Source organism: Serratia sp. PF-27 (assembly GCF_030053255.1).
GTDB lineage: Bacteria > Pseudomonadota > Gammaproteobacteria > Enterobacterales > Enterobacteriaceae > Serratia > Serratia bockelmannii.
In genome coordinates this window covers 47963-71203 of record NZ_JASGBT010000019.1, presented here as the reverse complement: position 1 = coordinate 71203, position 23241 = coordinate 47963, and the positions used below count along the sequence as shown (strand labels likewise).

At 60.6% G+C, this 23241-nt stretch carries 22 protein-coding genes; 11 read left to right on the top strand and 11 right to left on the bottom strand.

Going from position 1 to position 23241, the window contains the following annotated elements; all coding sequences use genetic code 11:
- Nucleotides 1-85 precede the first annotated feature (85 nt).
- From QMZ29_RS11940 to ghrB, 4 genes are all read left to right on the top strand, one after another.
- Nucleotides 86-838 (top strand): sugar phosphate isomerase/epimerase family protein, encoded by a 753-nt coding sequence (locus QMZ29_RS11940; protein WP_261426381.1) that lies wholly within the window; start codon nucleotides 86-88, stop codon nucleotides 836-838.
- A gap of 7 nt (nucleotides 839-845) precedes the next feature.
- On the top strand, nucleotides 846-1811 hold the full coding sequence (locus tag QMZ29_RS11935) for a sugar kinase (protein ID WP_025304772.1): 966 nt from the start codon (nucleotides 846-848) through the stop codon (nucleotides 1809-1811).
- A gap of 140 nt (nucleotides 1812-1951) precedes the next feature.
- Nucleotides 1952-3220, top strand: coding sequence for an MFS transporter (locus QMZ29_RS11930; RefSeq protein ID WP_033639091.1), 1269 nt, complete (start codon nucleotides 1952-1954; stop codon nucleotides 3218-3220).
- Between the two features lie 73 nt (nucleotides 3221-3293).
- Nucleotides 3294-4271: a glyoxylate/hydroxypyruvate reductase GhrB gene (gene ghrB, locus QMZ29_RS11925; protein ID WP_049204664.1), complete on the top strand. Its 978-nt coding sequence runs from the start codon at nucleotides 3294-3296 to the stop codon at nucleotides 4269-4271.
- A 1-nt stretch (nucleotide 4272) separates the two neighbouring features.
- On the opposite strand, the gene QMZ29_RS11920 is transcribed toward ghrB, so the two are convergent.
- Nucleotides 4273-4425: a hypothetical protein gene (locus QMZ29_RS11920; protein ID WP_162837931.1), complete on the bottom strand. Its 153-nt coding sequence runs from the start codon at nucleotides 4423-4425 to the stop codon at nucleotides 4273-4275.
- Nucleotides 4426-4621: 196 nt separating this feature from the next.
- Here QMZ29_RS11920 and QMZ29_RS11915 point away from each other — a divergent pair, with 196 nt between their 5' ends.
- From QMZ29_RS11915 to QMZ29_RS11900, 4 genes are all read left to right on the top strand, one after another.
- Nucleotides 4622-6685, top strand: coding sequence for an alpha-amylase (locus QMZ29_RS11915; protein WP_261426383.1), 2064 nt, complete (start codon nucleotides 4622-4624; stop codon nucleotides 6683-6685).
- Nucleotides 6686-6820: 135 nt separating this feature from the next.
- Nucleotides 6821-8071 carry a valine--pyruvate transaminase gene (locus QMZ29_RS11910; RefSeq protein WP_089181469.1) on the top strand — a complete coding sequence of 417 codons (1251 nt, stop codon included), beginning with the start codon at nucleotides 6821-6823 and terminating at the stop codon, nucleotides 8069-8071.
- Nucleotides 8072-8145: 74 nt separating this feature from the next.
- Entirely contained in the window at nucleotides 8146-8367 is a 222-nt protein-coding gene (locus QMZ29_RS11905) for a ribbon-helix-helix domain-containing protein (RefSeq protein WP_025304767.1), read from the top strand.
- A complete protein-coding gene (locus tag QMZ29_RS11900; RefSeq protein WP_025304766.1) occupies nucleotides 8367-8747 on the top strand; it encodes a type II toxin-antitoxin system VapC family toxin in 381 nt (126 codons plus the stop codon). Before QMZ29_RS11905 ends, QMZ29_RS11900 begins: the two co-directional genes overlap by 1 nt.
- 10 nt (nucleotides 8748-8757) lie before the next feature.
- Here the strand turns inward: QMZ29_RS11900 and QMZ29_RS11895 are convergent, their stop codons facing one another.
- The 3 genes from QMZ29_RS11895 to ibpA all read right to left on the bottom strand — a co-directional run bounded on the left by QMZ29_RS11895 (nucleotide 8758) and on the right by ibpA (nucleotide 11532).
- Nucleotides 8758-10416, bottom strand: coding sequence for a putative transporter (locus QMZ29_RS11895; protein WP_049204658.1), 1659 nt, complete (start codon nucleotides 10414-10416; stop codon nucleotides 8758-8760).
- A 167-nt stretch (nucleotides 10417-10583) separates the two neighbouring features.
- Nucleotides 10584-11012, bottom strand: coding sequence for a small heat shock chaperone IbpB (gene ibpB / locus QMZ29_RS11890; RefSeq protein WP_004933922.1), 429 nt, complete (start codon nucleotides 11010-11012; stop codon nucleotides 10584-10586).
- Nucleotides 11013-11118: 106 nt separating this feature from the next.
- Nucleotides 11119-11532, bottom strand: a complete 414-nt coding sequence (gene ibpA, locus QMZ29_RS11885; RefSeq protein ID WP_004933919.1) for a small heat shock chaperone IbpA — start codon at nucleotides 11530-11532, stop codon at nucleotides 11119-11121.
- A 309-nt stretch (nucleotides 11533-11841) separates the two neighbouring features.
- Between ibpA and QMZ29_RS11880 the strand changes: the two genes are divergently transcribed.
- On the top strand, nucleotides 11842-12189 hold the full coding sequence (locus QMZ29_RS11880; protein ID WP_016929593.1) for a YceK/YidQ family lipoprotein: 348 nt from the start codon (nucleotides 11842-11844) through the stop codon (nucleotides 12187-12189).
- Between the two features lie 30 nt (nucleotides 12190-12219).
- On the opposite strand, the gene QMZ29_RS11875 is transcribed toward QMZ29_RS11880, so the two are convergent.
- Together QMZ29_RS11875 and QMZ29_RS11870 are read right to left on the bottom strand one after the other, a co-directional pair.
- The gene (locus QMZ29_RS11875) at nucleotides 12220-13500 is read right to left on the bottom strand and encodes a YidR family protein (protein WP_049204656.1); all 1281 of its coding nucleotides are present in this window, start codon (nucleotides 13498-13500) and stop codon (nucleotides 12220-12222) included.
- Complete coding sequence (locus QMZ29_RS11870; RefSeq protein WP_282980776.1) at nucleotides 13421-13969, bottom strand: hypothetical protein; 549 nt, start codon at nucleotides 13967-13969, stop codon at nucleotides 13421-13423. Before QMZ29_RS11870 ends, QMZ29_RS11875 begins: the two co-directional genes overlap by 80 nt.
- 17 nt (nucleotides 13970-13986) lie before the next feature.
- On the opposite strand from QMZ29_RS11870, the gene QMZ29_RS11865 reads away from it, so the two are divergent.
- Nucleotides 13987-14955, top strand: coding sequence for a threonine/serine dehydratase (locus tag QMZ29_RS11865; RefSeq protein WP_049295018.1), 969 nt, complete (start codon nucleotides 13987-13989; stop codon nucleotides 14953-14955).
- Nucleotides 14942-15883 carry an ornithine cyclodeaminase family protein gene (locus QMZ29_RS11860; protein WP_025304761.1) on the top strand — a complete coding sequence of 314 codons (942 nt, stop codon included), beginning with the start codon at nucleotides 14942-14944 and terminating at the stop codon, nucleotides 15881-15883. Before QMZ29_RS11865 ends, QMZ29_RS11860 begins: the two co-directional genes overlap by 14 nt.
- 26 nt (nucleotides 15884-15909) lie before the next feature.
- Here QMZ29_RS11860 and yidA read toward each other — a convergent pair whose 3' ends face one another.
- The 5 genes from yidA to dnaA form a co-directional block, all read right to left on the bottom strand.
- The gene (gene yidA, locus QMZ29_RS11855) at nucleotides 15910-16725 is read right to left on the bottom strand and encodes a sugar-phosphatase (protein WP_025304760.1); all 816 of its coding nucleotides are present in this window, start codon (nucleotides 16723-16725) and stop codon (nucleotides 15910-15912) included.
- 125 nt (nucleotides 16726-16850) lie between these two features.
- On the bottom strand, nucleotides 16851-19265 hold the full coding sequence (gene gyrB / locus QMZ29_RS11850) for a DNA topoisomerase (ATP-hydrolyzing) subunit B (protein WP_025304759.1): 2415 nt from the start codon (nucleotides 19263-19265) through the stop codon (nucleotides 16851-16853).
- A gap of 18 nt (nucleotides 19266-19283) precedes the next feature.
- Nucleotides 19284-20369, bottom strand: a complete 1086-nt coding sequence (gene recF, locus QMZ29_RS11845) for a DNA replication/repair protein RecF (RefSeq protein WP_025304758.1) — start codon at nucleotides 20367-20369, stop codon at nucleotides 19284-19286.
- Between the two features lie 45 nt (nucleotides 20370-20414).
- The gene (gene dnaN / locus QMZ29_RS11840; RefSeq protein WP_004933892.1) at nucleotides 20415-21515 is read right to left on the bottom strand and encodes a DNA polymerase III subunit beta; all 1101 of its coding nucleotides are present in this window, start codon (nucleotides 21513-21515) and stop codon (nucleotides 20415-20417) included.
- 4 nt (nucleotides 21516-21519) lie between these two features.
- Complete coding sequence (gene dnaA, locus QMZ29_RS11835; protein WP_071826153.1) at nucleotides 21520-22914, bottom strand: chromosomal replication initiator protein DnaA; 1395 nt, start codon at nucleotides 22912-22914, stop codon at nucleotides 21520-21522.
- Nucleotides 22915-23241 lie beyond the last annotated feature (327 nt).

Below are 23241 nucleotides of genomic sequence, written 5' to 3'. Positions count from 1 at the left end.
CACTCTGTCGCTTTTCGCTGGAACCGGTTCCATTTAACGTACCGGTAACAGCAGCGGCGGCGACAATGCCGCCTCAGGAGTCAAAATGAAAACAGAAATCATCGTGGTCACCGGCGCCTACGGCACCGATACCGTCAAACAACACGGCGGCCAGCGCGCGCTGTTGCCCATCATCGCCGGCGCGGGCGCCGACGGAGTGGAGATCCGCCGCGAACTGTTCACCGCCGGTGAACTGGACAGCCTGCCGGCGCTGGCGCAAGAGATCGATCGCCAGCAGCTGTTCGCCGTCTATTCCGCCCCTGAGGCGCTGTTCACAGCGCAACATACGCTGAACCCCAACCTGTCGGCGCTGCTGGCGGAAGCGCAGGCGCTGAACGCGCGCCAGCTGAAGCTCTCCCTCGGCCATTTCCGCCCCGGCTTTGATTTTACCGAGTTGAAAGTGGCGCTGGAGCAACACCCGGTCAAGCTGGTGGTCGAGAACGACCAAACGCCGGACTGCGGCATTTTGTCGATGCTGAACGCCTTTTTCCACGCCGCGGAAGATAGCCACCTGCCGGTCAGCATGACCTTCGATATGGCCAACTGGCTGTGGGTGGGGCAAGACGCCTTCGCCGCCGCCGAACGCCTGGCCCGCCACGTCGGTTACGTGCACGTCAAAGCCGCCACCCAAGGCCCGCGCGGCTGGCGCGCCGTCGCGCTGGACGAGACCGACGGCAGCTGGCGCGACCTGCTGGCCCGCCTGCCGCACGATGTGCCGCGCGGTATCGAATTCCCGTTGCAGGGCGATGACCTGGAAGCCGTCACCCGCCATTACGTCAATATCTTGCGTGCGGAGTAACCCCATGATGACAACGTTAACGGCAACAACGGCGCAGCAGGCGCCCCTGGATGTGGTCACGCTGGGTGAAGCCATGGCGATGTTCGTGGCGGCACAAACCGGCGATCTGGCGGAGGTGGAAACCTTCACCAAACGCATCGCCGGCGCCGAACTGAACGTGGCGATCGGCCTGGCGCGTCTGGGTATGAACGTCGGCTGGGTCAGCCGCGTCGGCAACGATTCGTTCGGGCGCTTCACCCTGCAGCAGTTGAAAAAAGAAGGCATCAATTACCGGCAGGTGACGGTCGACGGCCACTACCCCACCGGTTTTCAGGTGAAATCCAAAACCACCGATGGTACCGATCCCAGTGTGGAGTATTTCCGCAAGGGCTCGGCGGCCAGCCACCTGTCGATTGCCGATTTCAACCGCGAGTATTTCGGTTCCGCACGCCACCTGCACCTGAGCGGCGTGGCGGCAGCGCTGTCCAGCGAATCGCTGGCGCTGTGCCACCATGCGGCGCGCGAGATGCGTGCCATGGGTAAAACCATTTCGTTCGATCCCAATCTGCGCCCGGTGCTGTGGCCCAGCCGCGAGGTGATGATCGAGCAGCTGAACCAGCTGGCGTTCGCCGCCGACTGGGTGCTGCCGGGGTTGAAAGAGGGACAGATCCTCACCGGCCAGTCGACACCGGAAGGCATCGCCGATTTCTATCTGGAGCGCGGCGTGCAGGCGGTGATCATCAAAACCGGCCCGGACGGCGCCTGGTTTAAAACCGCCGCCGGCGATAAAGCGGCAGTGGCCGCGGTCAAGGTCGACAACGTGGTGGATACCGTCGGTGCCGGTGATGGCTTTGCCGTTGGCACCCTCAGCGCCCTGTTGGAAGGTAAAACGCTGATACAGGCGGTGCAGCGCGGCAATAAAATCGGCTCGCTGGCGATCCAGGCCATCGGCGACAGCGAAGGCCTGCCGACCCGTGCGGCATTGGCCGAATAACAATAAAAAAAACGACTTCTCCGCATGACGTCAGCCTCTGGCCCTACAACCGGGACGCGTCGGGAGAGCATCTGCCCCTTCGTCTTTCACGCCCAGCGTGCCGGGCGAAGGGGATGCAACACCACTGAAGGATACTGAACATGAACAAAGCGACTGTCGCGGCCAAACGCTGGTGGTACATCATGCCCATCGTGTTTATCACCTACAGCCTGGCCTATCTCGATCGCGCCAACTTCAGCTTCGCCTCTGCCGCCGGTATCAATGAAGATCTCGGCATCACCAAAGGCATGGCCTCGCTGCTGGGCGCGCTGTTTTTCCTCGGTTATTTCTTCTTCCAAATTCCCGGCGCTATCTACGCCGAACGTCGCAGCGTCAAAAAACTGATCTTCTGGTGCCTGATCCTGTGGGGCGGCTGCGCCTCGTTGACCGGCGTGGTCAGCAATATCCCGATGCTGGCCGCCATCCGCTTTATCCTGGGTGTGGTGGAAGCGGCGGTGATGCCGGCGATGCTGATCTACATCAGCAACTGGTTCACCAAATCGGAGCGGTCACGCGCCAATACTTTCCTGATCCTCGGCAACCCGGTGACGGTGCTGTGGATGTCGGTGGTGTCCGGTTACCTGATCCACGCCTTCGGCTGGCGTGAAATGTTCATCATCGAGGGCATTCCGGCGGTTATCTGGGCGTTCTGCTGGTGGGTGCTGGCGAAAGACAAACCGGCGCAGGCCGGCTGGCTGAGCGCCGATGAGAAACAGGCGCTGCAGCAGCAGCTGGACGAAGAGCAAAAAGGCATCAAGGCCGTGCGCAACTACGGCGAAGCCTTCCGCTCACGCAACGTGATCCTGCTGTGCGTGCAGTACTTCGCCTGGAGCATCGGCGTGTACGGCTTCGTGCTGTGGCTGCCTTCCATCCTGCGCAGCGGCATGCAGATGGGCATGGTGGAGGCCGGCTGGCTGTCGGCGGTGCCTTACCTGGCGGCGACCATCGCCATGATCGTGGTCTCCTGGGCGTCGGACAAAATGCAAAACCGCAAGCTGTTTGTCTGGCCGCTGCTGCTGATCGGCGCGCTGGCGTTCTTCGGTTCTTACGCCGTCGGCGCCAACCATTTCTGGATCTCCTACGGCCTGCTGGTGGTCGCCGGCGCCGCGATGTACGCCCCCTACGGGCCGTTCTTCGCCATCATTCCGGAAATGCTGCCGAAAAACGTCGCCGGCGGCGCTATGGCGCTGATCAACAGCATGGGCGCGCTGGGTTCGTTCTTCGGTTCGTGGTTCGTCGGCTATCTGAATGGCGCCACCGGCAGCCCGGCGGCTTCCTATATGTTCATGGCCATCGCACTGGTGGTGGCGGTGGTGCTGACGCTGATCGTCAAGCCCGCCCGCAACGAGATCCAGCCGCAATTGGCTTGATCCGGTTATACTTTTTATCTGTTAACCCAACCGGGGGGGCACCATGCCCCCTTTGGCCCAGCTGGAGTTCGTGATGAAGCCTTCTATCGTATTGTACAAAAGCCTGCCCGCCGATCTGCTTGAACGTCTGGAACAGCACTTCACCGTGCACGCCTTCAACGGCCTGCAGCCGGAGAACCGCGACGAACTGCGCCAGGCGTTGCAGCAGGCCGAAGGGATCATCGGTTCCGGCGGTAAAATTGACGAAGCCTTCCTGCAGCAGGCGCCCAAACTGCGCGCGGCCTCGACCGTTTCCGTCGGCTACGACAACTTCGACGTCGAGGCGCTCAACGCCCATAACGTGCTGTTGATGCACACCCCGACGGTGTTGACCGAAACCGTCGCCGACACCATCATGAGCCTGGTGCTGGCGACCGCGCGCCGGGTGGTGGAAGTGGCGGAGCGGGTGAAGGCCGGCGAATGGCGCGGCAGCATCGGGCCGGACTGGTTCGGCGTCGACGTGCACCACAAAACCATCGGCATCCTCGGCATGGGCCGCATCGGCCTGGCGCTGGCGCAGCGCGCGCACTTCGGCTTCGGCATGCCGGTGCTCTACAACGCCCGCCGCACGCACGAAGAGGCGGAGCAACGCTTCAACGCCCGTCGCTGCGATCTGGATACCCTGCTGGCCGAGTCGGATTTCGTTTGCATCACGCTGCCGCTGACCGAACAAACCTTCCACATGATCGGCCGCGAACAGCTGGCGAAAATGAAGAAAAGCGGCATTCTGATCAACGCCGGCCGCGGGCCGGTAGTGGATGAGCAGGCGCTGATCGAAGCTCTGCAAAACGGCGTGATCCACGCCGCCGGGTTGGATGTGTTCGAGAAAGAGCCGCTGCCGGCCAACTCGCCGCTGCTCAGCATGCCGAACGTGGTGGCGTTGCCGCACATCGGCTCCGCCACCCATGAAACGCGCTACGGCATGGCCGCCTGCGCGGTGGATAATTTGATCGCCGCGTTGACCGGCACGGTGAAAGAAAACTGCGTCAACCCGCAGCTGTTGCGGAAATAACTCAGCGCGGCCGGTGGTCTGAGGATAACCGGCCGTGTTGCTCTTCCTGCTGCGGCGCGAACAGCGCCTGCAGCTGATGTTCTTCGGCGAAGTGCTGCAATTCGGCATCCTGAATTGCCTGAACGATCTCTTCTCGCCAGTTTTTGTCCGTCATCGCTAACCTCCTTTGATGTTCACCGTTTAATCTGCCGCAGCGCGCGCACAAAGCCAAGCCGAATCAATCCGAAAACGCTCCGCCCTTCCTCTCCTCCTCGAAAAACCCTCGCAGGGAGGAGGCCATTTTTCCGTCGTTTGCCACACTGGGCGCTACCCTGCGAGAAAAACGCTTCCTGCCGCGCGTAAGGAGAGCCATGAAACTGTTACCCCTGCCCTTATTGATGCTGCTGTCGCCTTCGGCGCTGGCCAGCTGGACACTGCCGGGTTTCCCGGCCCTCGACGAAACGGCCGCCGGGCTGTTCACCAGCCAGGCCACGCTGCCCAAAGGCCAGCTGCCGCTGCGCCTGTATCAGGATAACCACTGCTGGCAACCGGCGGAGGCGATAAAACTTAACCAGACGCTGTCGCTGCACCCGTGCGGCGCCAACCCGCCGGTCAGCTGGCGGCAGTTCCGCGCCGGCGACTATCAGGTGCGCGTCGATACGCGCAGCGGCACGCCGACGCTGCAGCTCAGCCTAAGCAGCGTGCCGGAAAGCGCCGCCGTTGCCGTCCGCAGCTGCCCGCGCTGGGACGGTAAGCCGGTCACGGTCGACGTCACCTCCACCTTCACCGAAGGCGAAACGCTGCGCGATTTCTATTCCGGCCAAACGGCGCAGGTGAGCCAGGGAAAAATCACGCTGCAGCCCGCCCCCGCCAGCGGCGGCCTGTTGCTGCTGGAATCCGCCGCCACGGCGAAACCGGCGGCGTTCAGCTGGCATAACGCCACGGTCTACTTCGTGCTGACCGATCGCTTTGAGAACGGCAATCCGGCCAATGACCACAGCTACGGGCGCCGCAGCGATGGCCTGCAGGAAATAGGCACCTTTCACGGCGGCGATCTGGCCGGCCTGACGCAGAAGCTGGATTATCTGCAGCAGCTCGGCGTCAACGCCTTGTGGATCAGCTCGCCGCTGGAGCAGATCCACGGCTGGGTCGGCGGCGGCACCCAAGGTGATTTCCCGCATTACGCCTATCACGGCTATTACGCGCTGGACTGGACTCGCCTCGACGCCAACATGGGCACCGAACAAGAGCTGCGCACGCTGGTCGAGCAGGCGCATCGGCGCGGCATTCGCATTCTGTTCGACGTGGTGGTGAACCACGTCGGCTACGCCACACTGGCGGATATGCAGACGTTCCACTTCGGCTCGCTGTACCTGCAGGGCGCGGAGGTGGAGAAAACCCTGGGGAAAAACTGGAACGACTGGCGCCCCGGGCCAGGGCAAAACTGGCACAGCTTCAACGACTACATCAACTTCAGCGACAAGGCGGGCTGGCGCCCATGGTGGGGGAAAAACTGGATCCGCACCGACATCGGCGACTATGACTCACCGGGCTATGACGACCTGACGATGTCGCTGGCCTTCCTGCCGGACATCAAAACCGAAGCGCCCGGCGCCAGCGGCCTGCCGCTGTTCTATCGCCACAAACCCGACACCGCCGCGCGCGACATGCTCGGCGCCACCACTCGCGATTACCTGACCGTCTGGCTCAGCCAGTGGGTGCGCGATTACGGCATCGACGGTTTTCGCGTCGATACCGCCAAGCACGTGGAAAAACCGACGCTGGCGCTGTTGAAACAGCGCGCCACGGCGGCATTGGCGGCGTGGAAAGCGGAGCATCCGCAGCAGGCGTTGGATGATGCGCCGTTTTGGATGACTGGCGAGGCCTGGGGCCACGGGGTGATGAAAAGCGACTATTACCAAAACGGCTTCGACGCGATGATCAACTTCGACTTCCAGGACCAGGCGGCGCAGGCATTGGGCTGCTTCGCCGACATCGACGCCACCTACCGGCAGATGGCCGAGCGGCTGCAGGATTTCAACGTGCTGAGCTACCTCTCTTCGCACGACACCCGGCTGTTCTTCGCCAGCGACGCCAAAGGCTCGCTGCCGCTGCAACAGCGGGCGGCGAACCTGCTGTTGCTGGCGCCGGGCGCGGTGCAGATTTACTACGGCGATGAAAGCGGCCGCCCGCTCGGCCCAACCGGTTCCGATCCGCTGCAGGGTACCCGCTCCGACATGAACTGGCGTGAGCTACAGGGGGAAAAAGCCCCGCTGCTGGCCCACTGGCAACGGTTGGGGCAGTTCCGCGCTCGCCACCCGGCGATCGGCGGCGGCGTGCAAACCCCGCAGGCGCACGCCGCCTATTACGCCTTCAGCCGCCGGCTCGGCGACGATAAGGTGATGGTGGTGTGGGCCGGCGAACGGTCACAATAATCCAGCGTAATATGCTGCTAATCGGCCAATGAGCGAAGTTTGTGCCCATTGGCCGATTTGTCGGCCGCATTGCAGCGGGATTTGTCTGGCGGTATGGTGGGTGATTACCTGCTAAGAAACAGTACTGCTGCACCTATGACTTTCTCACTTTTCGGCGAAAAATTTACCCGTTATGCGGGCATTACCCGTTTGATGGACGACCTGAACGAAGGCCTGCGCACCCCCGGTGCCATCATGCTCGGCGGCGGCAATCCGGCGCAGATCCCAGAGATGGAAGCCTACTTCACACAGCTGTGCCAGGAGATGCTCGACCAGGGCAAACTGACCGAGGCGCTGTGCAACTACGACGGCCCGCAAGGCAAGGACGCGCTGCTGAAAGCGCTGGCCAATCTGCTGCGCGACGAGCTCGGCTGGGAGATTTCGCCACAGAATATTGCACTGACTAACGGCAGCCAAAGCGCGTTTTTCTACTTGTTCAACCTGTTCGCCGGCCGCTACGCCGACGGTTCGCGCCGCCGCGTGCTGTTCCCATTGGCGCCGGAATATATCGGCTATGCCGACGCCGGGCTGGACGAAGGGCTGTTCGTCTCCGCCAAACCGAACATCGAGCTGCTGCCGGACGGCCAGTTCAAGTATCACGTCGATTTCGAACATCTCACCATCGGCGATGACATCGGCATGATCTGCGTTTCACGGCCGACCAACCCGACCGGCAACGTGATCACCGACGAAGAGCTGATGAAGCTCGACCTGCTGGCGCAGCAGCGTGATATTCCGCTGGTGATCGACAACGCCTACGGCGTGCCGTTCCCCGGCATCATCTTCAGCGACGCCACGCCGCTGTGGAACCCGAACACCATCCTGTGCATGAGCCTGTCCAAGCTCGGCCTGCCGGGCTCGCGCTGCGGCATCGTGATCGCCGACGAGAAGGTGATCACCGCGCTAACCAACATGAACGGCATCATTAGCCTGTCGCCAGGCAGTATGGGGCCGGCGATGGCGACGGAAATGATCGCGCGCGGCGATCTGCTGCGCCTGTCGAACGAGGTCATTCGCCCGTTCTACAAACAGCGCGTCGAGCACACCATCGAGATTATTCGCCGCTACCTGTCGCCGGAGCGCTGCCTGATCCACAAACCGGAAGGGGCTATCTTCCTCTGGCTGTGGTTCAAGGATCTGCCGATCACCACCGAAGTGCTGTATCAGCGCCTGAAAAAGCGCGGCGTGCTGATGGTGCCGGGCCACTACTTCTTCCCGGGGTTGGAGCATGAATGGCCGCACACCCACCAGTGCATGCGCATGAACTACGTGCCCGATCCGGAGAAAATCGAGCGCGGCGTGGCGATCCTGGCGGAAGAGATCGAGCGCGCACATCAGAAAGGCTAACGCCGACTGATTGAAAATTGACCGACAAAGATATACGATGCATATATCGTATATCTTTTTTTGGAGGGCCAACGATGACTCGCATCGTGATCGATTTACCTGAAGAAGACCTGCGGCAGCTCGATAATCTGAAAAATATCCGCCACGTTCCGCGGGCCGAGATCATTCGTCAAGCAGTCTCCCGCTATCTGACGGAGAACCACGTGGAAGATCCCAGCAACGCTTTCGGGCTCTGGTCCGGGGCGATGGGAGATGGCGTGGAGTACGAAAATCGTCAGCGCGAGGAGTGGGAATAATGGTGGCTCAACGGGCGTTATTCGACACCAATATCCTGATCGATTATCTCAACGGCATTCCTCAAGCCAGGGACGTTCTGGTCGAGTATCACATCAATCCGGCCATCAGCGCCATCACCTGGATGGAAGTGATGGTAGGTGCTAAAAAACAGGGTCCGGCACTGGAGCTGAAAACACGTCAGTTTTTAGGGCAATTTCTGCTGCTGCCTATTACCGATGAAGTCGCTGAACGCGCCGTAGAACTGCGCCACTCACAGCATGTGAAACTGCCAGACGCCATTATCTGGGCCACAGCGCAGGTGGGATTCCGGATGCTCATCTCCCGCAACCCCAAAGATTTCGGCACTGACAATGGCGTGTTGATGCCTTATCGGCTGTAGACGATCCGCACTACAGCGTCCAGAACAGCACCGCCAGCAGCTGCGGCGACATGATGCGCAGGAACATCGCCAACGGATACACGGTGGCGTAAGACAGCGCGGCGGCGCCGCTGGTGGGATGCAGACCGTTGGCGAAGGCCAGCGCCGGCGGATCGGTCATCGATCCCGCCAGCATGCCGGACAGCGTCAGGTAGTTCATCTTGCCCACCGTGCGTGCCAGAATACCGACGCTCAGCAGCGGAATGGCGGTGATTAACGCGCCATAACCAATCCATGTCAGCCCCTCGCCGTGCAGCAACGTATCGATAAAATTGCCGCCCGATTTCAAACCGACCACCGCCAGAAACAGCACGATGCCCAGTTCGCGCAGCGCCAGGTTGGCGCTCGGCGGCATAAACCAATACAGCTTGCCGATACTGCCGATGCGCCCCAGGATCAGCGCCGCCACCAACGGCCCGCCGGCCAGCCCCAGCCGCAATGCCGCCGGGAAGCCGGGCACGAACAGCGGAATGGAGCCCAGCAGCACCCCGAGACCGATGCCGATAAAGACCGGCAGCATCTGCACCTGCTGCAGTTTTTGTTGGGCGTTGCCGACGATTGCCGTCACCGCGTCGATGGCCTCCGGCCGGCCGACCAGGTTGAGAATGTCGCCAAACTGCAGCGTCACGTTGCTGCCGGCCACCAGCTCGACGCCGGCGCGGTTGAGGCGTGAAATCACCACGTCATACTTCTGCTTCAGGTTCAGATCGCGGATTTTCTTGCCCAGCACCTGCTCGTTGGTCACCACCGCCCTCACCACCTGCAGCGCGGTGCCGCGCGTCGACAGCGAGGCGTCCACCTCTTCGCCGATCACCAGCCGGGCGTTCTCCAGATCTTCACGCTTGCCCACCAGATGCAGGTAGTCGCCAAGTTCCAGCCGCTCGTGCGGCGCCGGCACCATCAGCAGCTCTCCGCGCTTGAGGCGCGAACAGACGATCGCTTCACCGTTGAGCAACGGCACCTGCTTAATCGCCATGCCCTGCAGGTTGGGATTGCGCACCGCCACGTTGATGGCGTGCAGCAGCTCACGCTGATTGCCCAGGCTGTTTTCAAACGCCTGCGCCTCGCGCTCGATGTTGATGCGGAAAACCAATCGGATCAGCCACATCACCAGCAAGATGCCGCAAATGCCGAACGGGTAGGCCATGGCGTAGCCCATCCCCATGCCGTCCACCAACGCCGGATCGGAACCGAGATCGGTCAGGATTTGTTGACCGGCGCCCAGCGCCGGGGTGTTGGTGACCGCGCCGGAGAACACGCCGAGGATGATCGGCAGCGGCACGTCGAACAGCTTGTGCACCGCCGCCGCCACTGCGCCGCCGGTCAGTACCAGCAGCACCGCGAAGGCGTTGAGGCGCAGACCAGAGACGCGCAGCGAAGAGAAGAAACCGGGACCGACCTGGATGCCGATGGTGTAAACGAACAGGATCAGGCCAAACTCCTGGATAAAGTGCAGCATGTCACCATTCAGGCTGATTTGCCCGCTCTGGGCAAAGTGGCCGACCAGAATGCCGCCGAACAGCACGCCGCCGATGCCCAGCCCGACGCCGTACAGCTTCCAGTTCCCCATCCACAGCCCAATGACGGCCGCCAGCGCCAACATGCTGACGGTCAGGGCGATATCGCTCATAGGTCACATCCTTGCCAAAGTTGAACATGGGATTTGCGGACAAAGACACACAATTAACAAGGATTATGGCATCGGGCAGACGGGGGGACTGTGGCGTGCGCCACATAACGCAACGGGGGAGATCCGTCTGGATCTCCCCCGCATGATGATGACCGTTTTTCAGTCGGTTATTTGGCTTCCAGCTCCGGCGTCGCGCCGATGGCAATGCGCTGAGGCTGCAAGGCTTCCGGCACCTGACGCACCAGATCGATGTGCAACAGGCCATTTTCAAATTTGGCCTCGGATACCTGCAGGTGTTCCGCCAGAGTGAAGGTCAGCTGGAACTCTTTGCACACCAACCCCTGATGCAGGTACTCGACCTGTTTTTCCGGCGGCGTGGGTTTACCGCTGACGGTCAGCCGCGGCCCTTCCACTTCGATATTCAGTTCGCTCTGCCGGAAACCGGCCAGCGCCAGAGAAATGCGGTAGTGATTGTCATCGCTTTTCTCGATGTTATACGGCGGGAACCCCTGGGGTTCCTGGCCGCCCATTGAACTGGCCAATTTATCAAAACCAATCCATTGACGCAGAAGCGGGGATAGATCGTAATTACGCATAGGAACAACTCCTTTCATTAAGCGAGATGTGTTTATTCAGCCCCCTGACGGCAGGCGGATTGTTACTGCATATTTGCCGACAGCGTTCCTGCCGGCGAAAAGGGAATTATTTAATTTCGATACGGCGCGGTTTTAATGTTTCCGGCACGATGCGCTGCATATCGATATACAGCAGGCCGTTTTCCAGTTTGGCGCCTTTAATTTGAATATGTTCAGCCAGCTGGAATTTACGCTCGAAATTACGCTCAGCGATGCCCTGATATAAATAGGTTTTTTCTGCCGGTTCGTTATTGTGCGCACCGCGCACGATCAGCAGATTATCTTGCGTGGTGATCTCCAGCTCCTGCTCGGCAAACCCGGCTACCGCAATGGCGATGCGATAATGATTTTCGTCCACCAGCTCGACATTATAAGGAGGATAACCGCCGTTGCCCTGGCTCTGGCCGGCCTCCAGCGCGTTGAACAGGCGATCGAAACCAATGGCGGAACGGTATAGTGGAGAAAGATCGAAATTACGCATAAAACAGCCTCCTAAGGCACTTCAGCGAGGTTGAAATAAATACGCCTTCCATTCTGGACAGGCTAATTAAGCCAGAATTCCCTTACGGCAAATTCTCAATCCGGCTCTGATGATAAAATGGGGGTTGATTTCATCAATTCAACGGGCGAGGATCAAAAAAAGCGCTTTTCGGTTAGGTGAAAGTTTTTTTACCACTTACACTAAAGTGAGAGAGCCGCCACAGAGCGGGATTTTGCTTCTTTTAAAGCAGCAACAGGATGTTATAAATCAGCTTAATTTAGGGGCACAGCAACCCTGCAGGATGGATTAATGACGACGATGAAAGCGATAGCGACGGGCTGCATGTTGTTGGCGACCAGCGGTTGCTCCAGCGTGATGAGCCATACCGGCCCGAATCAGGGTTACTATCCCGGCACCCGCGCCAGCGTGGACATGCTGAAGGACGACAACACCAGCTGGGCGATGATGCCGCTGGTGGCGCTGGATCTGCCGTTCTCCGCAGTGATGGATACCGTGCTGCTGCCTTACGACTATCTGCGTTCAGGCAATGACGCCACCGCAGACTCGCCAAAAGCGCGCATCCTGCGCAGCGAGCAACAGAATCTGGCGGCAACCGGCAACCCCGGCGAAGGCAACGACAGCACCGCCACACACTAATCACGCACGCAGCGGGCCATCAGGCCCGCCTTACGCCTCAACCACAAAGATCTGGTTGAATCCGGCAATCTCGCGCATAAACGCCACTTTCTTGCCATCCGGCGAAAACACCACGGCATCTCCCGACGGCGGCTGCAGGCTGCGCTGCGTTAAACGCTGCAGGCGGCCGCTGGCGACCTCACACAGCATCACGCTGTTGTCACACACCAGGGCTATCGCCCCGCCCTGCGGGTGCCAGCTGAACGCCGACTGGATGTCATGCTCGGCGCGGCTGACCTGGCGCGGCTCACCGCCGTTCGGCGACACCGTCCACAGCTGTACCACGCCGCCGTCATCCTTCATCAGAAAAGCTATCTGGCTGCCGTCCGGCGAGCTGCGCAGCCAATGGCGCGGCGCACCGGCGACGCCCGGAAAACGACGCTCCCCGGTAAAGGTTACCCGCCGCTGCCTGACGCCAAGCGGCGGCGCCGGCAGCTCGCTTTCCGTCCCCTGCAGCGGCAGAGCACCCGCCCTGGCGTAGTCGGCGTCGTTCTCCGGCAGATCGACGATAAACACCTCCGGCAGCTTTTCGCCGGCGGCGGACAGCGTATCGCCGATAAATGCCAGCGCCCAGCGCTGCCGGCGGCCGTCGGCCTTACGGTAACCTTCGCGGCCAATCCAGCCCTCTTCGTAGGCGCGATTGATTTGATCGCTGCCCGGCTGCGGCTGCGGCACGGTCTCGCTGACCAGCACGCAATAGTGGCTGCCGTCATACTCACGGGGATGCTGTTTCGGCGGATTGACCCCGTGCAGCGGCACAGCCACGCCGACGTTGCGCAGATCGCGCGCCGGATCGCATTCATGCATCACGTGATCGTTGTAGGTAAAGCTGAGGCGGCTGCCGTCCGGGCTGAAAACGTGCACATGGCTGCCGCCGCGCAGCGCACCGGGCGTGTAGGGCGCCGTGATATCCAGCGCGTCGAGGGTAATGGCCAACTCGCGATCCGGTTCGCTGACGATCACCCCGCGGCGGTGGTGAAAATCATACTGCCAGGCGCTGTCCGGGTGCTCCGGGCCGTGGATGAAGACGTAGCGCGCCGGCGCATCGGGGCTGACCGTAACCACACCGACGTGGGCACCGTGCTGGGCGCGATAAACCACCTCCACCGCGCCGCTGGTGACGTTGACCCGCTCGATGCTCAGGCCGGTGAAAGAGGCGCCGCGCGGGCGCACGTCATAAGCCAGCCATTGGCTATCCGGCGTCCAGACGTTGATATTGGTTAACTGATGCCCGCGTGGGTCGAAAGTCAGTTGTTTTTCCCGATGGCTCATGGCGGCTCTCCTGCGCATGCTGGCACTGAACGGCCATCTTACCGGATCGGCAGCCGCGTTTCATATGGCCGGCGAGAGGCGCTCGGGGGCATTTTGGGGGCAAGATGGCGCAATTATTTTTCAGCGTCTTATCATTTAAGCCGCTCGGCAGCGCCGGCAGGAAATAAACGCCCGGGTAGGCGGCTGCATTCCAGGCAGCGAAACTCAGCGGCGCCCATGCCGTATAGGCAGATGCCGCGAGCGCTATTTTTTCATTCTCATATCCTTCATCAAAATAATTCAGCGGCAGCACCTTCCTTAACGCAAATAAATAAAAAATCGTGTCGCTAAACGACAGGTAATGTTTATTTTCACCGCCAACCCGATGCGCTTCTCCGGCCGTTGCCGCTTGTTGGCCGGCCTGCCCGCCGGTCGGGCGACGGGGTTTACAATCAATACAAAAAAGTACAATATGGATTTTTAAGTCCAAAATATTCTGGAGCCGGTATGAATCCCCTCTTCAATGCCATTGTTTCTGCCCATCAGCAACTGCGCCCTCAGGTACGGGTCACGCCATTGGAGCGCAGCGTGCTGCTTTCTCAGCAATTGGGCTGCGAGCTGTATTTGAAATGCGATCACCTGCAGCACACCGGTTCCTTTAAATTTCGCGGCGCCAGCAACAAGCTGCGGCTGCTGGATAACGAGCAACGCCGGCGCGGCGTGATCGCCGCCTCAACCGGCAACCACGGCCAGGCGGTCGCCCTGGCGGGGCACCTGATGGGGGTTGGCGTCACGGTTTATGCGCCAGAGACGGCCGCGAGCATCAAGCTCGACACCATTCGTGCACTGGGCGGCACCGTGGAATTGGTGCCGGGCGATGCGCTGAACGCCGAACTGGCGGGGGAGCAGGCCGCACGCGAACAGGGAAAAACCTATATCTCGCCGTATAACGACGAGCAGGTGATCGCCGGCCAGGGCACCTGCGGCATGGAGCTGGTTGAACAACTCACCGATCTGGACGCGGTGTTCGTGGCGGTGGGCGGCGGTGGCTATATCGCAGGTATCGGCACCGTTCTGCGGCAACTGTCTCCGAACACGCAGCTTATCGCCTGCTGGCCGGAAAACGCCACCAGCCTGTACAGCGCGTTGGAAGCGGGCCATATCTTCCCGGTGGAAGAGCAAGAAACCCTGTCCGACGGCACCGCCGGCGGCGTCGAGCCGGGCGCCGTGACCTTTCCGCTGTGCCAACAGCTGATCGACCGCAAAGTGCTGGTTAGCGAGGCAGAGATCAAACACGCGATGCGCCGGATAGCCGCCAGCGATCGCTGGATTATCGAAGGCGCGGCCGGCGTGGCGCTGGCGGCGGCGATCAAACTGGCGCCGGAATACCAGGGTAAAAAGGTGGCGGTGGTACTGTGCGGCAAGAACATCGTGCTGGAGAAATACCTCAAGGCCATCGCCGATGCACATCCTTAATCGGCAGCAAATCCTCGCCGCGTTCGACGCCGAGACCATAACGCCGCTGCTGAAGCAGGGTTTTATCGCCTACTCGCAACAGCGAGTGCAACAACCGCCGGTGCAGCATTTCCTGTTCGAGCGTGCCGCCGGCGACTGCTGCATCAAGTCCGCCTGGCTGGAAGGTGACGAACTGTTCGTGGTCAAGATCTCCGCCGGTTTCTATCGCAACGCCGAACACGGCCTGCCGAGCAATCAGGGGCTGGTGATGGCGTTCTCCGCCCAGACCGGCGAACCGCAGGCGCTGCTGCAGGATGAAGGTTGGCTGACCGCGTTGCGCACCGCCCTGGCCGGCCGCATCGCCGCCGAGCTGTGCGCACCGCCGCATATTCAGGCGATCGGCATGGTCGGCACGGGTCTGCAGGCGCGGCTGCAGCTGCAATGCCTGAAACCGGTGACCGATTGCCGAGACGTATGGGTGTGGGGACGAGACGAACAGGCGCTGGCGGCGTATCGGCGCGATGCCGAAGCCGAGGGTTTTCGGGTGCGGGTTACGCAGAATGCGGCGGAACTGGCAGCGCACTGTCGGCTGATCGTGACCACCACGCCCAGCCGCGAACCGATATTGCAGGCGGCGGATATTCGGCCCGGCACGCACATCACCGCCGTGGGCGCCGACGCGCCCGGCAAACAGGAACTGGCGACCGATTTGGTGGCCAACGCAGACGCGCTGCTGGTCGATGCCCTGACGCAGTGCGCGGACTATGGTGAGATCGCGACGGCTTATCGGCAAAACAGGCTGATTTCAACGCCAATCGTCGAAATGGGCGCCGTCTTGGCGCAGGGAGGGCGGGTACGACGCGAGCCGCAGCACATCACCATCGCCGATCTCACCGGCTTGGCGATTCAGGATCTGCAGATCGCCAAAGGGGTGTTGGCGAAAGTATAAAGGGGCGCCGCAGCGCCCACGCGTTATCAGGCGTTGAGCACGAACTTCTCGATAGCGCGCGCCACGCCGTCCTCTGTATTGGCGCTGGTGACAAACTGCGCCACCGCTTTCAGTTCGGGAATGGCGTTGCCCATCGCTACGCCGACGCCGGCATATTCGATCATCGCCGTATCGTTGGCCTGATCCCCCAGCGTCATGATGTTTTCCCGCGCCACGCCCAAATGCTCGGCCAGCATTCTCACCCCGGCGCCCTTATCGACGTTCTTGTGCAGGATCTCGAGGAAATAAGGCGCGCTTTTCAGGATGGTATAACGCTCGCGCGTTTCCGCCGGGATGCGCGCGATAGCGCGGTCCAACAGCTCCGGCTCGTCGATCATCATCACTTTAGGGAAACGCATCTGGCGATCCATCTCTTCCACACTGCGGTATTTCAGCGGAATGCCGGTCATTTCCGCCTCGTGTATGGTGTACTTGCCGATATCCTTGTTCGGGGTATACAGGGTATCGAAATCAAACGCCTGGTAGTGAACGCCGAACTCGCGCGCCATCTGCTCAAAGTGCAGATAATCCTCAAAGCCCAGCGTTTCTTGCAGAATGCAGGCGCCGTCAACCGCACGCAGCACCAGCGCGCCGTTATAGGTGATACAGAAATCGCCGGGGCCCTGAATGTCCAACTGGCGCAGATAATCCTGCACGCCGACATAAGGCCGCCCGGTGGCCAACACCACATGCACCCCTTTGCGCCGCGCCGCCGCGATAGCCTGCTTTACCGCCGGCGTGATTTGGTGCTGCGGATCCAGCAACGTGCCGTCCATGTCGATCGCAATCAGTTCAATAGCCATTCAACGCTTCTCCCAGTGGTTTTTTCCCATGCTAACGCGTTTCAGCCTCGGCTGTCAGCGCCAAAAAAGGCGCAAAAAAAATCCGCGCAGGTCGCCCGGCGCGGATTTTCACAGCCATTAACGCATCAGATATCGATGTTCGCCGCTTTCAGGGCGTTTTCTTCGATAAAGGCGCGGCGCGGTTCAACCGCATCGCCCATCAGCGTGGTGAACAGCTGATCGGCAGCGATGGCATCCTTGACGGTCACGCGCAGCATACGGCGGCTTTCAGGATCCATGGTGGTTTCCCACAGCTGCTCCGGGTTCATCTCGCCCAGACCTTTATAACGCTGCACCGACAGGCCGCGGCGCGACTCTTTCACCAGCCACTCCAACGCCTGCTCGAAGCTGTCTACCGGCTGACGGCGTTCGCCGCGCTCGATGAACGCGCCCTCTTCGACCAGCCCGCGCAGCTTCTCGCCCAGCTGGCAGATCTTGCGGTATTCGCCGCCGTGGATGAAGTCGAAGTCCAGCTTATAGTCGGTATCCACGCCGTGGGTGCGGATGCGCAGCGCCGGCTCGAACATCTGGCGCTCGCGGTTCTCGAAGATAACGAAGTCATAGCTGCTGCCGTGCTGCTCTTTGTCGTTCAGCGCCTGCACCAGCGAAGCAATCCAGGTTTTCACCTTGGCTTCATCGCTGAGATCGCCTTCGTTCAGCGTTGGCTGATAGATCAGGCTGTTCAGCAGCGCGCGCGGGTAGCGGCGCTCCATGCGGCCGATCAGCTTCTGCACGCCATAGTGCTCAGCCACCAGTTTTTCCAGCTGTTCGCCACCGAGCGCCGGTGCGCTGGCATTGGTGTGCAGCGTAGCGCCGTCCATCGCAATAGCGATCTGGTACTGATCCATCGCCTCGTCATCTTTGATGTACTGCTCTTGCTTACCTTTCTTCACCTTGTACAGCGGCGGCTGTGCGATGAACACGTGGCCACGCTCGATGATTTCCGGCATCTGGCGATAGAAGAAGGTCAACAGCAGCGTACGGATGTGCGAACCGTCGACGTCGGCATCGGTCATGATAATGATGCTGTGATAACGCAGCTTGTCCGGGCTGTACTCGTCGCGGCCGATGCCGCAACCCAGCGCGGTGATCAGCGTCGCCACTTCCTGCGAGGAGAGCATTTTGTCGAAACGCGCTTTCTCGACGTTGAGGATTTTCCCCTTCAGCGGCAAGATAGCCTGGTTCTTGCGGTTGCGCCCCTGCTTGGCAGAGCCGCCCGCGGAGTCCCCTTCCACCAGGTACAGTTCGGACAACGCCGGGTCGCGTTCCTGGCAGTCCGCCAGCTTGCCCGGCAGGCCGGCCAGATCCAGTGCGCCTTTGCGGCGGGTCATCTCACGCGCTTTACGCGCCGCTTCGCGCGCGCGCGCCGCGTCGATGATTTTGCCGACCACGATTTTCGCGTCGCCTGGATTCTCCATCAGGTAATCCACCAGCTTCTCGTTCATCAGCGTTTCAACCGCGGTTTTCACCTCGGAAGAGACCAGCTTGTCCTTGGTCTGAGAAGAGAACTTCGGATCCGGCACCTTCACCGAGACCACGGCGATCAGGCCTTCACGTGCGTCATCGCCGGTGGCACTGACCTTGGCCTTCTTGCTGTAGCCTTCCTTCTCCATGTAGCTGTTCAGCGTACGGGTCATCGCGGTACGGAAACCGACCAGGTGCGTGCCGCCGTCGCGCTGCGGGATGTTGTTGGTGAAGCAGTAGATGTTTTCCTGGAAACCGTCGTTCCACTGCAGCGCCACTTCCACGCCGATGTCGTCTTTCACGGTCGAAAAGTAGAACACGTTCGGGTGGATCGGGGTTTTGTTCTTGTTCAGGTACTCGACAAACGCCTTGATGCCGCCTTCGTAATGGAAGTGGTCTTCACGGTCGGTACGCTTGTCCTTCAGGCGGATAGACACGCCGGAGTTGAGGAAGGACAGCTCGCGCAGACGCTTGGCCAGAATGTCATACTCGAACTCGGTCACATTGGTGAAGGTCTGGTGGCTCGGCCAGAAGCGCACCATGGTGCCGGTCTGCTCGGTTTCGCCCACCACGTTCAGCGGCGCCTGCGGCTCGCCGTGGCTGTAAGTTTGTTCGTGCACTTTGCCTTCGCGGCGGATCACCAGCTCCAGTTTCTCCGACAGGGCGTTAACCACCGAGACGCCCACGCCGTGCAGGCCGCCGGAAACTTTATAGGAGTTGTCGTCGAATTTACCGCCGGCGTGCAGCACGGTCATGATGACCTCTGCGGCTGAAACCCCTTCTTCCGGGTGAATGCCGGTCGGAATGCCGCGGCCGTCATCCTGCACCGATACCGAGTTGTCAGCATGGATGGTGACCTGAATGTCACTACAGTGGCCCGCGAGCGCTTCGTCGATAGCGTTGTCCACAACCTCGAATACCATGTGGTGCAGACCGGTGCCGTCATCGGTATCGCCGATATACATGCCCGGGCGCTTGCGCACCGCATCCAGCCCTTTTAATACCTTGATACTTGAGGAGTCATAAGAATTCGACATCAACGTTTCTCGCTCATTTTAGTCCTGTGGTTGAACCTCTATTTTACCCTGTTCCACGCGGAACATCTTGCCCTTTTCACCGGCCATGTCGGTCACTTGTTCAGCGCTGACTGCGCTGACAAAAACCTGGGCCTGGGTGGCTTTCAGGCGATCGGCCAGCAACCGGCGACGGCCGGTGTCCAGCTCGGAGGCAAAATCATCAATCAGATACAGGCAACGCCGCCCGCTCTGCCGGGTGAGAAACTCACCCTGCGCCAAGCGCAACGCGCACATCAGCAGCTTAAGCTGACCGCGCGATAACAAATCCTCTACCGGCGTGCCGTCGGCACGAATGCGAAAGTCCGCTTTATGCGGCCCCACCGCGGTATAGGTCAACGCCCTGTCGCGCTCAAACTGGCGCTCCAGCAGCTCGCCGTAGTCGCTCTCTTTGTCCCAGCCGCGTTGGAAGGAGAAGCTCAGGCCGAATTCAGGCAGAAACTGCGCACAGGTCGCGGTGATATCCGCGGCGATCGCGTCGCTGTATTCCGCCCGCCATTCGCTGATGCGCTCCGCGAGCGGGATCAGTTCCTGATCCCAAGCGCGGATCTGCGCATAGCGACTCACCTGGCGCAGCGCGGCATTGCGCTGCTTCAGTAACCGTTTCAGGTTGCTCCAGGCGGTGAAAAAACCGGGTTCGTTATGAAAACAGCCCCAGTCCAGGAAGGCGCGCCGGAATTTCGGCCCGCCGTTCAGCAGGGTAAAACCTTCGGGGGTGATCAGCTGCATGGGCAGCAGCTGCGCCAGCTCGGCCACCTTGTGGCCGTCGCTGCCATCGATGCGTACTTTGCTGTCACCCTGACGGCTCTTACTCAATCCTACCGACAGCTCGCGCTCCGCACCTTCGATGCGGCCATGCAACACGAACTCCGGTTGGTCGTGGCGAATCACCCGACCAGCCTGCAGGCTGCGAAAGGCACGGCCGTGGCCGAGCGTATACACCGCTTCCAGCACGCTGGTCTTGCCGCTGCCGTTGGCGCCAACCAGGAAGTTGAATCCCGGCGCTAGCGCCAAATCCGCCGCCTCGATATTGCGGAAGTCTTTAATCAATAAACGCGTCAGAGCCATGCAATCTCTTTACCGATGACGGTGCTGTAATTCAAGGTAACGAGACTACAACCGCATCGGCATGACAACGTAGGCCGCCGCCTGGCTGGCGCCGTCTTCGATCTGCACGCTGGAGACCGAGTCGGTCAACAGCAGGCGCACGTCTTCACACTTGAGCGCGTTCAACACGTCCAGCACGTAGCTGACGTTGAAACCGATCTCCATCTCCGCGCCGTCGTAGCTGACGTCGAGGATCTCTTCCGCCTCTTCCTGCTCCGGGTTGTTGGCGGTGATCTTCAGCTGGTTCTGGCTGACGTACAGCCGCACGCCGCGGAATTTCTCGTTCGAGAGAATAGCCGCGCGGGCAAACGCCTGCTTGAGCAGATCGCAGCCGGCTTCCAGCGTTTTATCCGGGTTCTTCGGCAAGACGCGACGATAGTCCGGGAAACGGCCGTCAACCAGCTTGGACGTGAAGATGAAATCGCCGACGTGGGCGCGGATGTTGTTGCTGCCGATCTGCAACTGCAGCAGCGAATCGCCGCCGTCCAGCAGGCGCACCAGCTCCATCACCCCTTTACGCGGCACGATCACCGAATGCGACGGCAGCTGCTGGCCGATCGGCATCGAGCACACCGCCAGGCGGTGGCCGTCGGTCGCGACGGTGCGCAGCTCTTCGCCTTCGGTTTCAAACAGCATGCCGTTCAGGTAGTAACGCACGTCCTGATGGGCCATCGAGAACTGGGTAGCTTCGATCAGGCGCTTCAGCGTCGCCTGCGGCAAGGTAAATTCCACCTCGCTCTGCCAGTCATCCAGGTTCGGGAAATCCGCCGCGGGCAGCGTAGACAGTGAGAAACGGCTGCGGCCGGACCGCACCAGCATGCGCTCGCTCTCCAGCGTGACGGCGATCTCCGCCCCTTCCGGCAGGCCACGGCAGATATCAAAGAATTTGCGCGCAGGCACGGTGGTCGCGCCCGGCTCATGCGGTTGGGACAGGGCGACGCGCGCCACCATCTCCATCTCCAGATCGGTGCCGGTCAGCAGCAGGGAGCCTTCCGTCACCTGCAACAGCAGGTTGCCCAGGATCGGCAAGGTCGGGCGGCCGCCCAGCGGGCTGCTCACCTGTTGCAGCGGTTTTAGCAGATGCTCACGTTCAACGATAAATTTCATAGCGCTATGAAGATAATGTTCTGATTAAATTGGAGAAATCTTCTTTGATGTCGTGACTTTCCTCACGCAGCTGCTCGATCTTCCGGCAGGCGTGCAACACCGTGGTATGGTCGCGGCCACCAAACGCATCGCCGATTTCCGGCAGACTGTGGTTGGTGAGTTCCTTCGCCAGCGCCATCGCCATCTGGCGCGGGCGGGCAACGGATCGCGAACGCCGCTTGGACAGCAAATCCGCGACTTTAATCTTGTAATACTCCGCCACCGTCTTTTGGATATTGTCGATGGTGACCAGCTTTTCCTGCAGCGCCAGCAGATCGCGCAGCGCTTCGCGCACGAAATCAATGGTGATAGCCCGGCCGGTAAAGTTGGCGTTGGCGATCACGCGGTTCAATGCCCCTTCGAGCTCACGCACGTTGGAACGCAGGCGCTTGGCGATGAAGAACGCCACTTCGCCCGGCAGGCGAATGTCGTTTTCGTCGGCCTTTTTCATCAGGATCGCCACGCGGGTTTCCAGCTCCGGCGGCTCGATCGCCACCGTCAGCCCCCAACCGAAGCGGGACTTCAAGCGATCTTCCACCCCATTGATCTCTTTAGGGTAGCGATCCGAGGTCAGGATGATCTGCTGATTGCCTTCCAACAGGGCGTTAAAGGTATGGAAGAACTCTTCCTGCGAACGCTCCTTGTTGGCGAAAAATTGGATGTCATCGATAAGTAAGGCGTCGACCGAACGGTAGTAGCGCTTAAACTCTTCGATGGCATTATTTTGCAACGCTTTGACCATGTCCTGCACGAAGCGTTCCGAGTGCATGTAGACCACTTTGGCGTTGGCCTTGCGCGCCATGATGCCGTTGCCGACCGCGTGCAGCAGGTGAGTTTTACCCAGGCCGGTACCGCCATACAGGAACAAAGGGTTGTAGGCGCCGCCCGGATTGTCCGCCACCTGGCGAGCCGCCGCGCGCGCCAGCTGGTTGGACTTACCCTCGACGAAGTTGTCGAAGGTGTGTTTAGGATTGACGTTGGAGCGGTAAGAGAGCTCGGGCTGCGCCGCCGCGTTGTCCCAGCTCGGGCGCAAAGGTGCAGCCGTACGCGCCGCCGGGGCCGCAGGGGCGCTGCTGACGCTGGCGGTCACGGTCTGGCTGATCACCTGCGTGATCGGCTTGCTGCCGACTTCAAAACGCAGCAAAGGCGCGTCCGTGCCGCAGAAATCATTCAGCAGACCATTGATGTTGTTTAAGTACTTATCGCGAACCCAATCCAGCACAAAACGGTTAGGCGCGTACAGCGCCAGGGTGTTGTCACTCAGTTCCGCCTGCAATGGGCGAATCCACATACTAAATTCTGTGGCAGGTAACTCATCCTGCAATCGGGCAAGACACTGCTGCCAAAGCGAAAGTGACACGGCGGACTCCACTCGAACAAGATCAATAAAGAAAAGAAACGGGCAACTTTTTTATAACTCATGATTTTTGACACATACCCGGCATCGGCTGTTTGCCTGTGGGGGATGCGAACCGCCTTTCACGGTTTGTGTCCCTCACGATCCCGGCATGAGGGATCGCGATCGGAATGACGGATCATAGCGCAATCCGAGCAAGAGATCCTCCCCTTCCTCACAGATTAGATCCATTTTATCCACAGGCCGCGGCCGGCGGCGATCTTTTCACCGCCAACGCCGAATGACCGCGCAGATCCCGGCCGCTGCGCCGCGTTTTTTACATTGTCAACC

Excerpts from the sequence above, each read along its gene's own strand:
- QMZ29_RS11940 (WP_261426381.1), top strand. The coding sequence starts at position 86 with ATGAAAACAGAAATCATCGTGGTCACCGGCGCCTACGGCACCGATACC.
- QMZ29_RS11935 (WP_025304772.1), top strand. The coding sequence starts at position 846 with ATGACAACGTTAACGGCAACAACGGCGCAGCAGGCGCCCCTGGATGTG.
- QMZ29_RS11930 (WP_033639091.1), top strand. The coding sequence starts at position 1,952 with ATGAACAAAGCGACTGTCGCGGCCAAACGCTGGTGGTACATCATGCCC.
- ghrB (WP_049204664.1), top strand. The coding sequence starts at position 3,294 with ATGAAGCCTTCTATCGTATTGTACAAAAGCCTGCCCGCCGATCTGCTT.
- QMZ29_RS11920 (WP_162837931.1), bottom strand. The coding sequence starts at position 4,425 with ATGACGGACAAAAACTGGCGAGAAGAGATCGTTCAGGCAATTCAGGAT.
- QMZ29_RS11915 (WP_261426383.1), top strand. The coding sequence starts at position 4,622 with ATGAAACTGTTACCCCTGCCCTTATTGATGCTGCTGTCGCCTTCGGCG.
- QMZ29_RS11910 (WP_089181469.1), top strand. The coding sequence starts at position 6,821 with ATGACTTTCTCACTTTTCGGCGAAAAATTTACCCGTTATGCGGGCATT.
- QMZ29_RS11905 (WP_025304767.1), top strand. The coding sequence starts at position 8,146 with ATGACTCGCATCGTGATCGATTTACCTGAAGAAGACCTGCGGCAGCTC.
- QMZ29_RS11900 (WP_025304766.1), top strand. The coding sequence starts at position 8,367 with ATGGTGGCTCAACGGGCGTTATTCGACACCAATATCCTGATCGATTAT.
- QMZ29_RS11895 (WP_049204658.1), bottom strand. The coding sequence starts at position 10,416 with ATGAGCGATATCGCCCTGACCGTCAGCATGTTGGCGCTGGCGGCCGTC.
- ibpB (WP_004933922.1), bottom strand. The coding sequence starts at position 11,012 with ATGCGTAATTACGATCTATCCCCGCTTCTGCGTCAATGGATTGGTTTT.
- ibpA (WP_004933919.1), bottom strand. The coding sequence starts at position 11,532 with ATGCGTAATTTCGATCTTTCTCCACTATACCGTTCCGCCATTGGTTTC.
- QMZ29_RS11880 (WP_016929593.1), top strand. The coding sequence starts at position 11,842 with ATGACGACGATGAAAGCGATAGCGACGGGCTGCATGTTGTTGGCGACC.
- QMZ29_RS11875 (WP_049204656.1), bottom strand. The coding sequence starts at position 13,500 with ATGAGCCATCGGGAAAAACAACTGACTTTCGACCCACGCGGGCATCAG.
- QMZ29_RS11865 (WP_049295018.1), top strand. The coding sequence starts at position 13,987 with ATGAATCCCCTCTTCAATGCCATTGTTTCTGCCCATCAGCAACTGCGC.
- QMZ29_RS11860 (WP_025304761.1), top strand. The coding sequence starts at position 14,942 with ATGCACATCCTTAATCGGCAGCAAATCCTCGCCGCGTTCGACGCCGAG.
- yidA (WP_025304760.1), bottom strand. The coding sequence starts at position 16,725 with ATGGCTATTGAACTGATTGCGATCGACATGGACGGCACGTTGCTGGAT.
- gyrB (WP_025304759.1), bottom strand. The coding sequence starts at position 19,265 with ATGTCGAATTCTTATGACTCCTCAAGTATCAAGGTATTAAAAGGGCTG.
- recF (WP_025304758.1), bottom strand. The coding sequence starts at position 20,369 with ATGGCTCTGACGCGTTTATTGATTAAAGACTTCCGCAATATCGAGGCG.
- dnaN (WP_004933892.1), bottom strand. The coding sequence starts at position 21,515 with ATGAAATTTATCGTTGAACGTGAGCATCTGCTAAAACCGCTGCAACAG.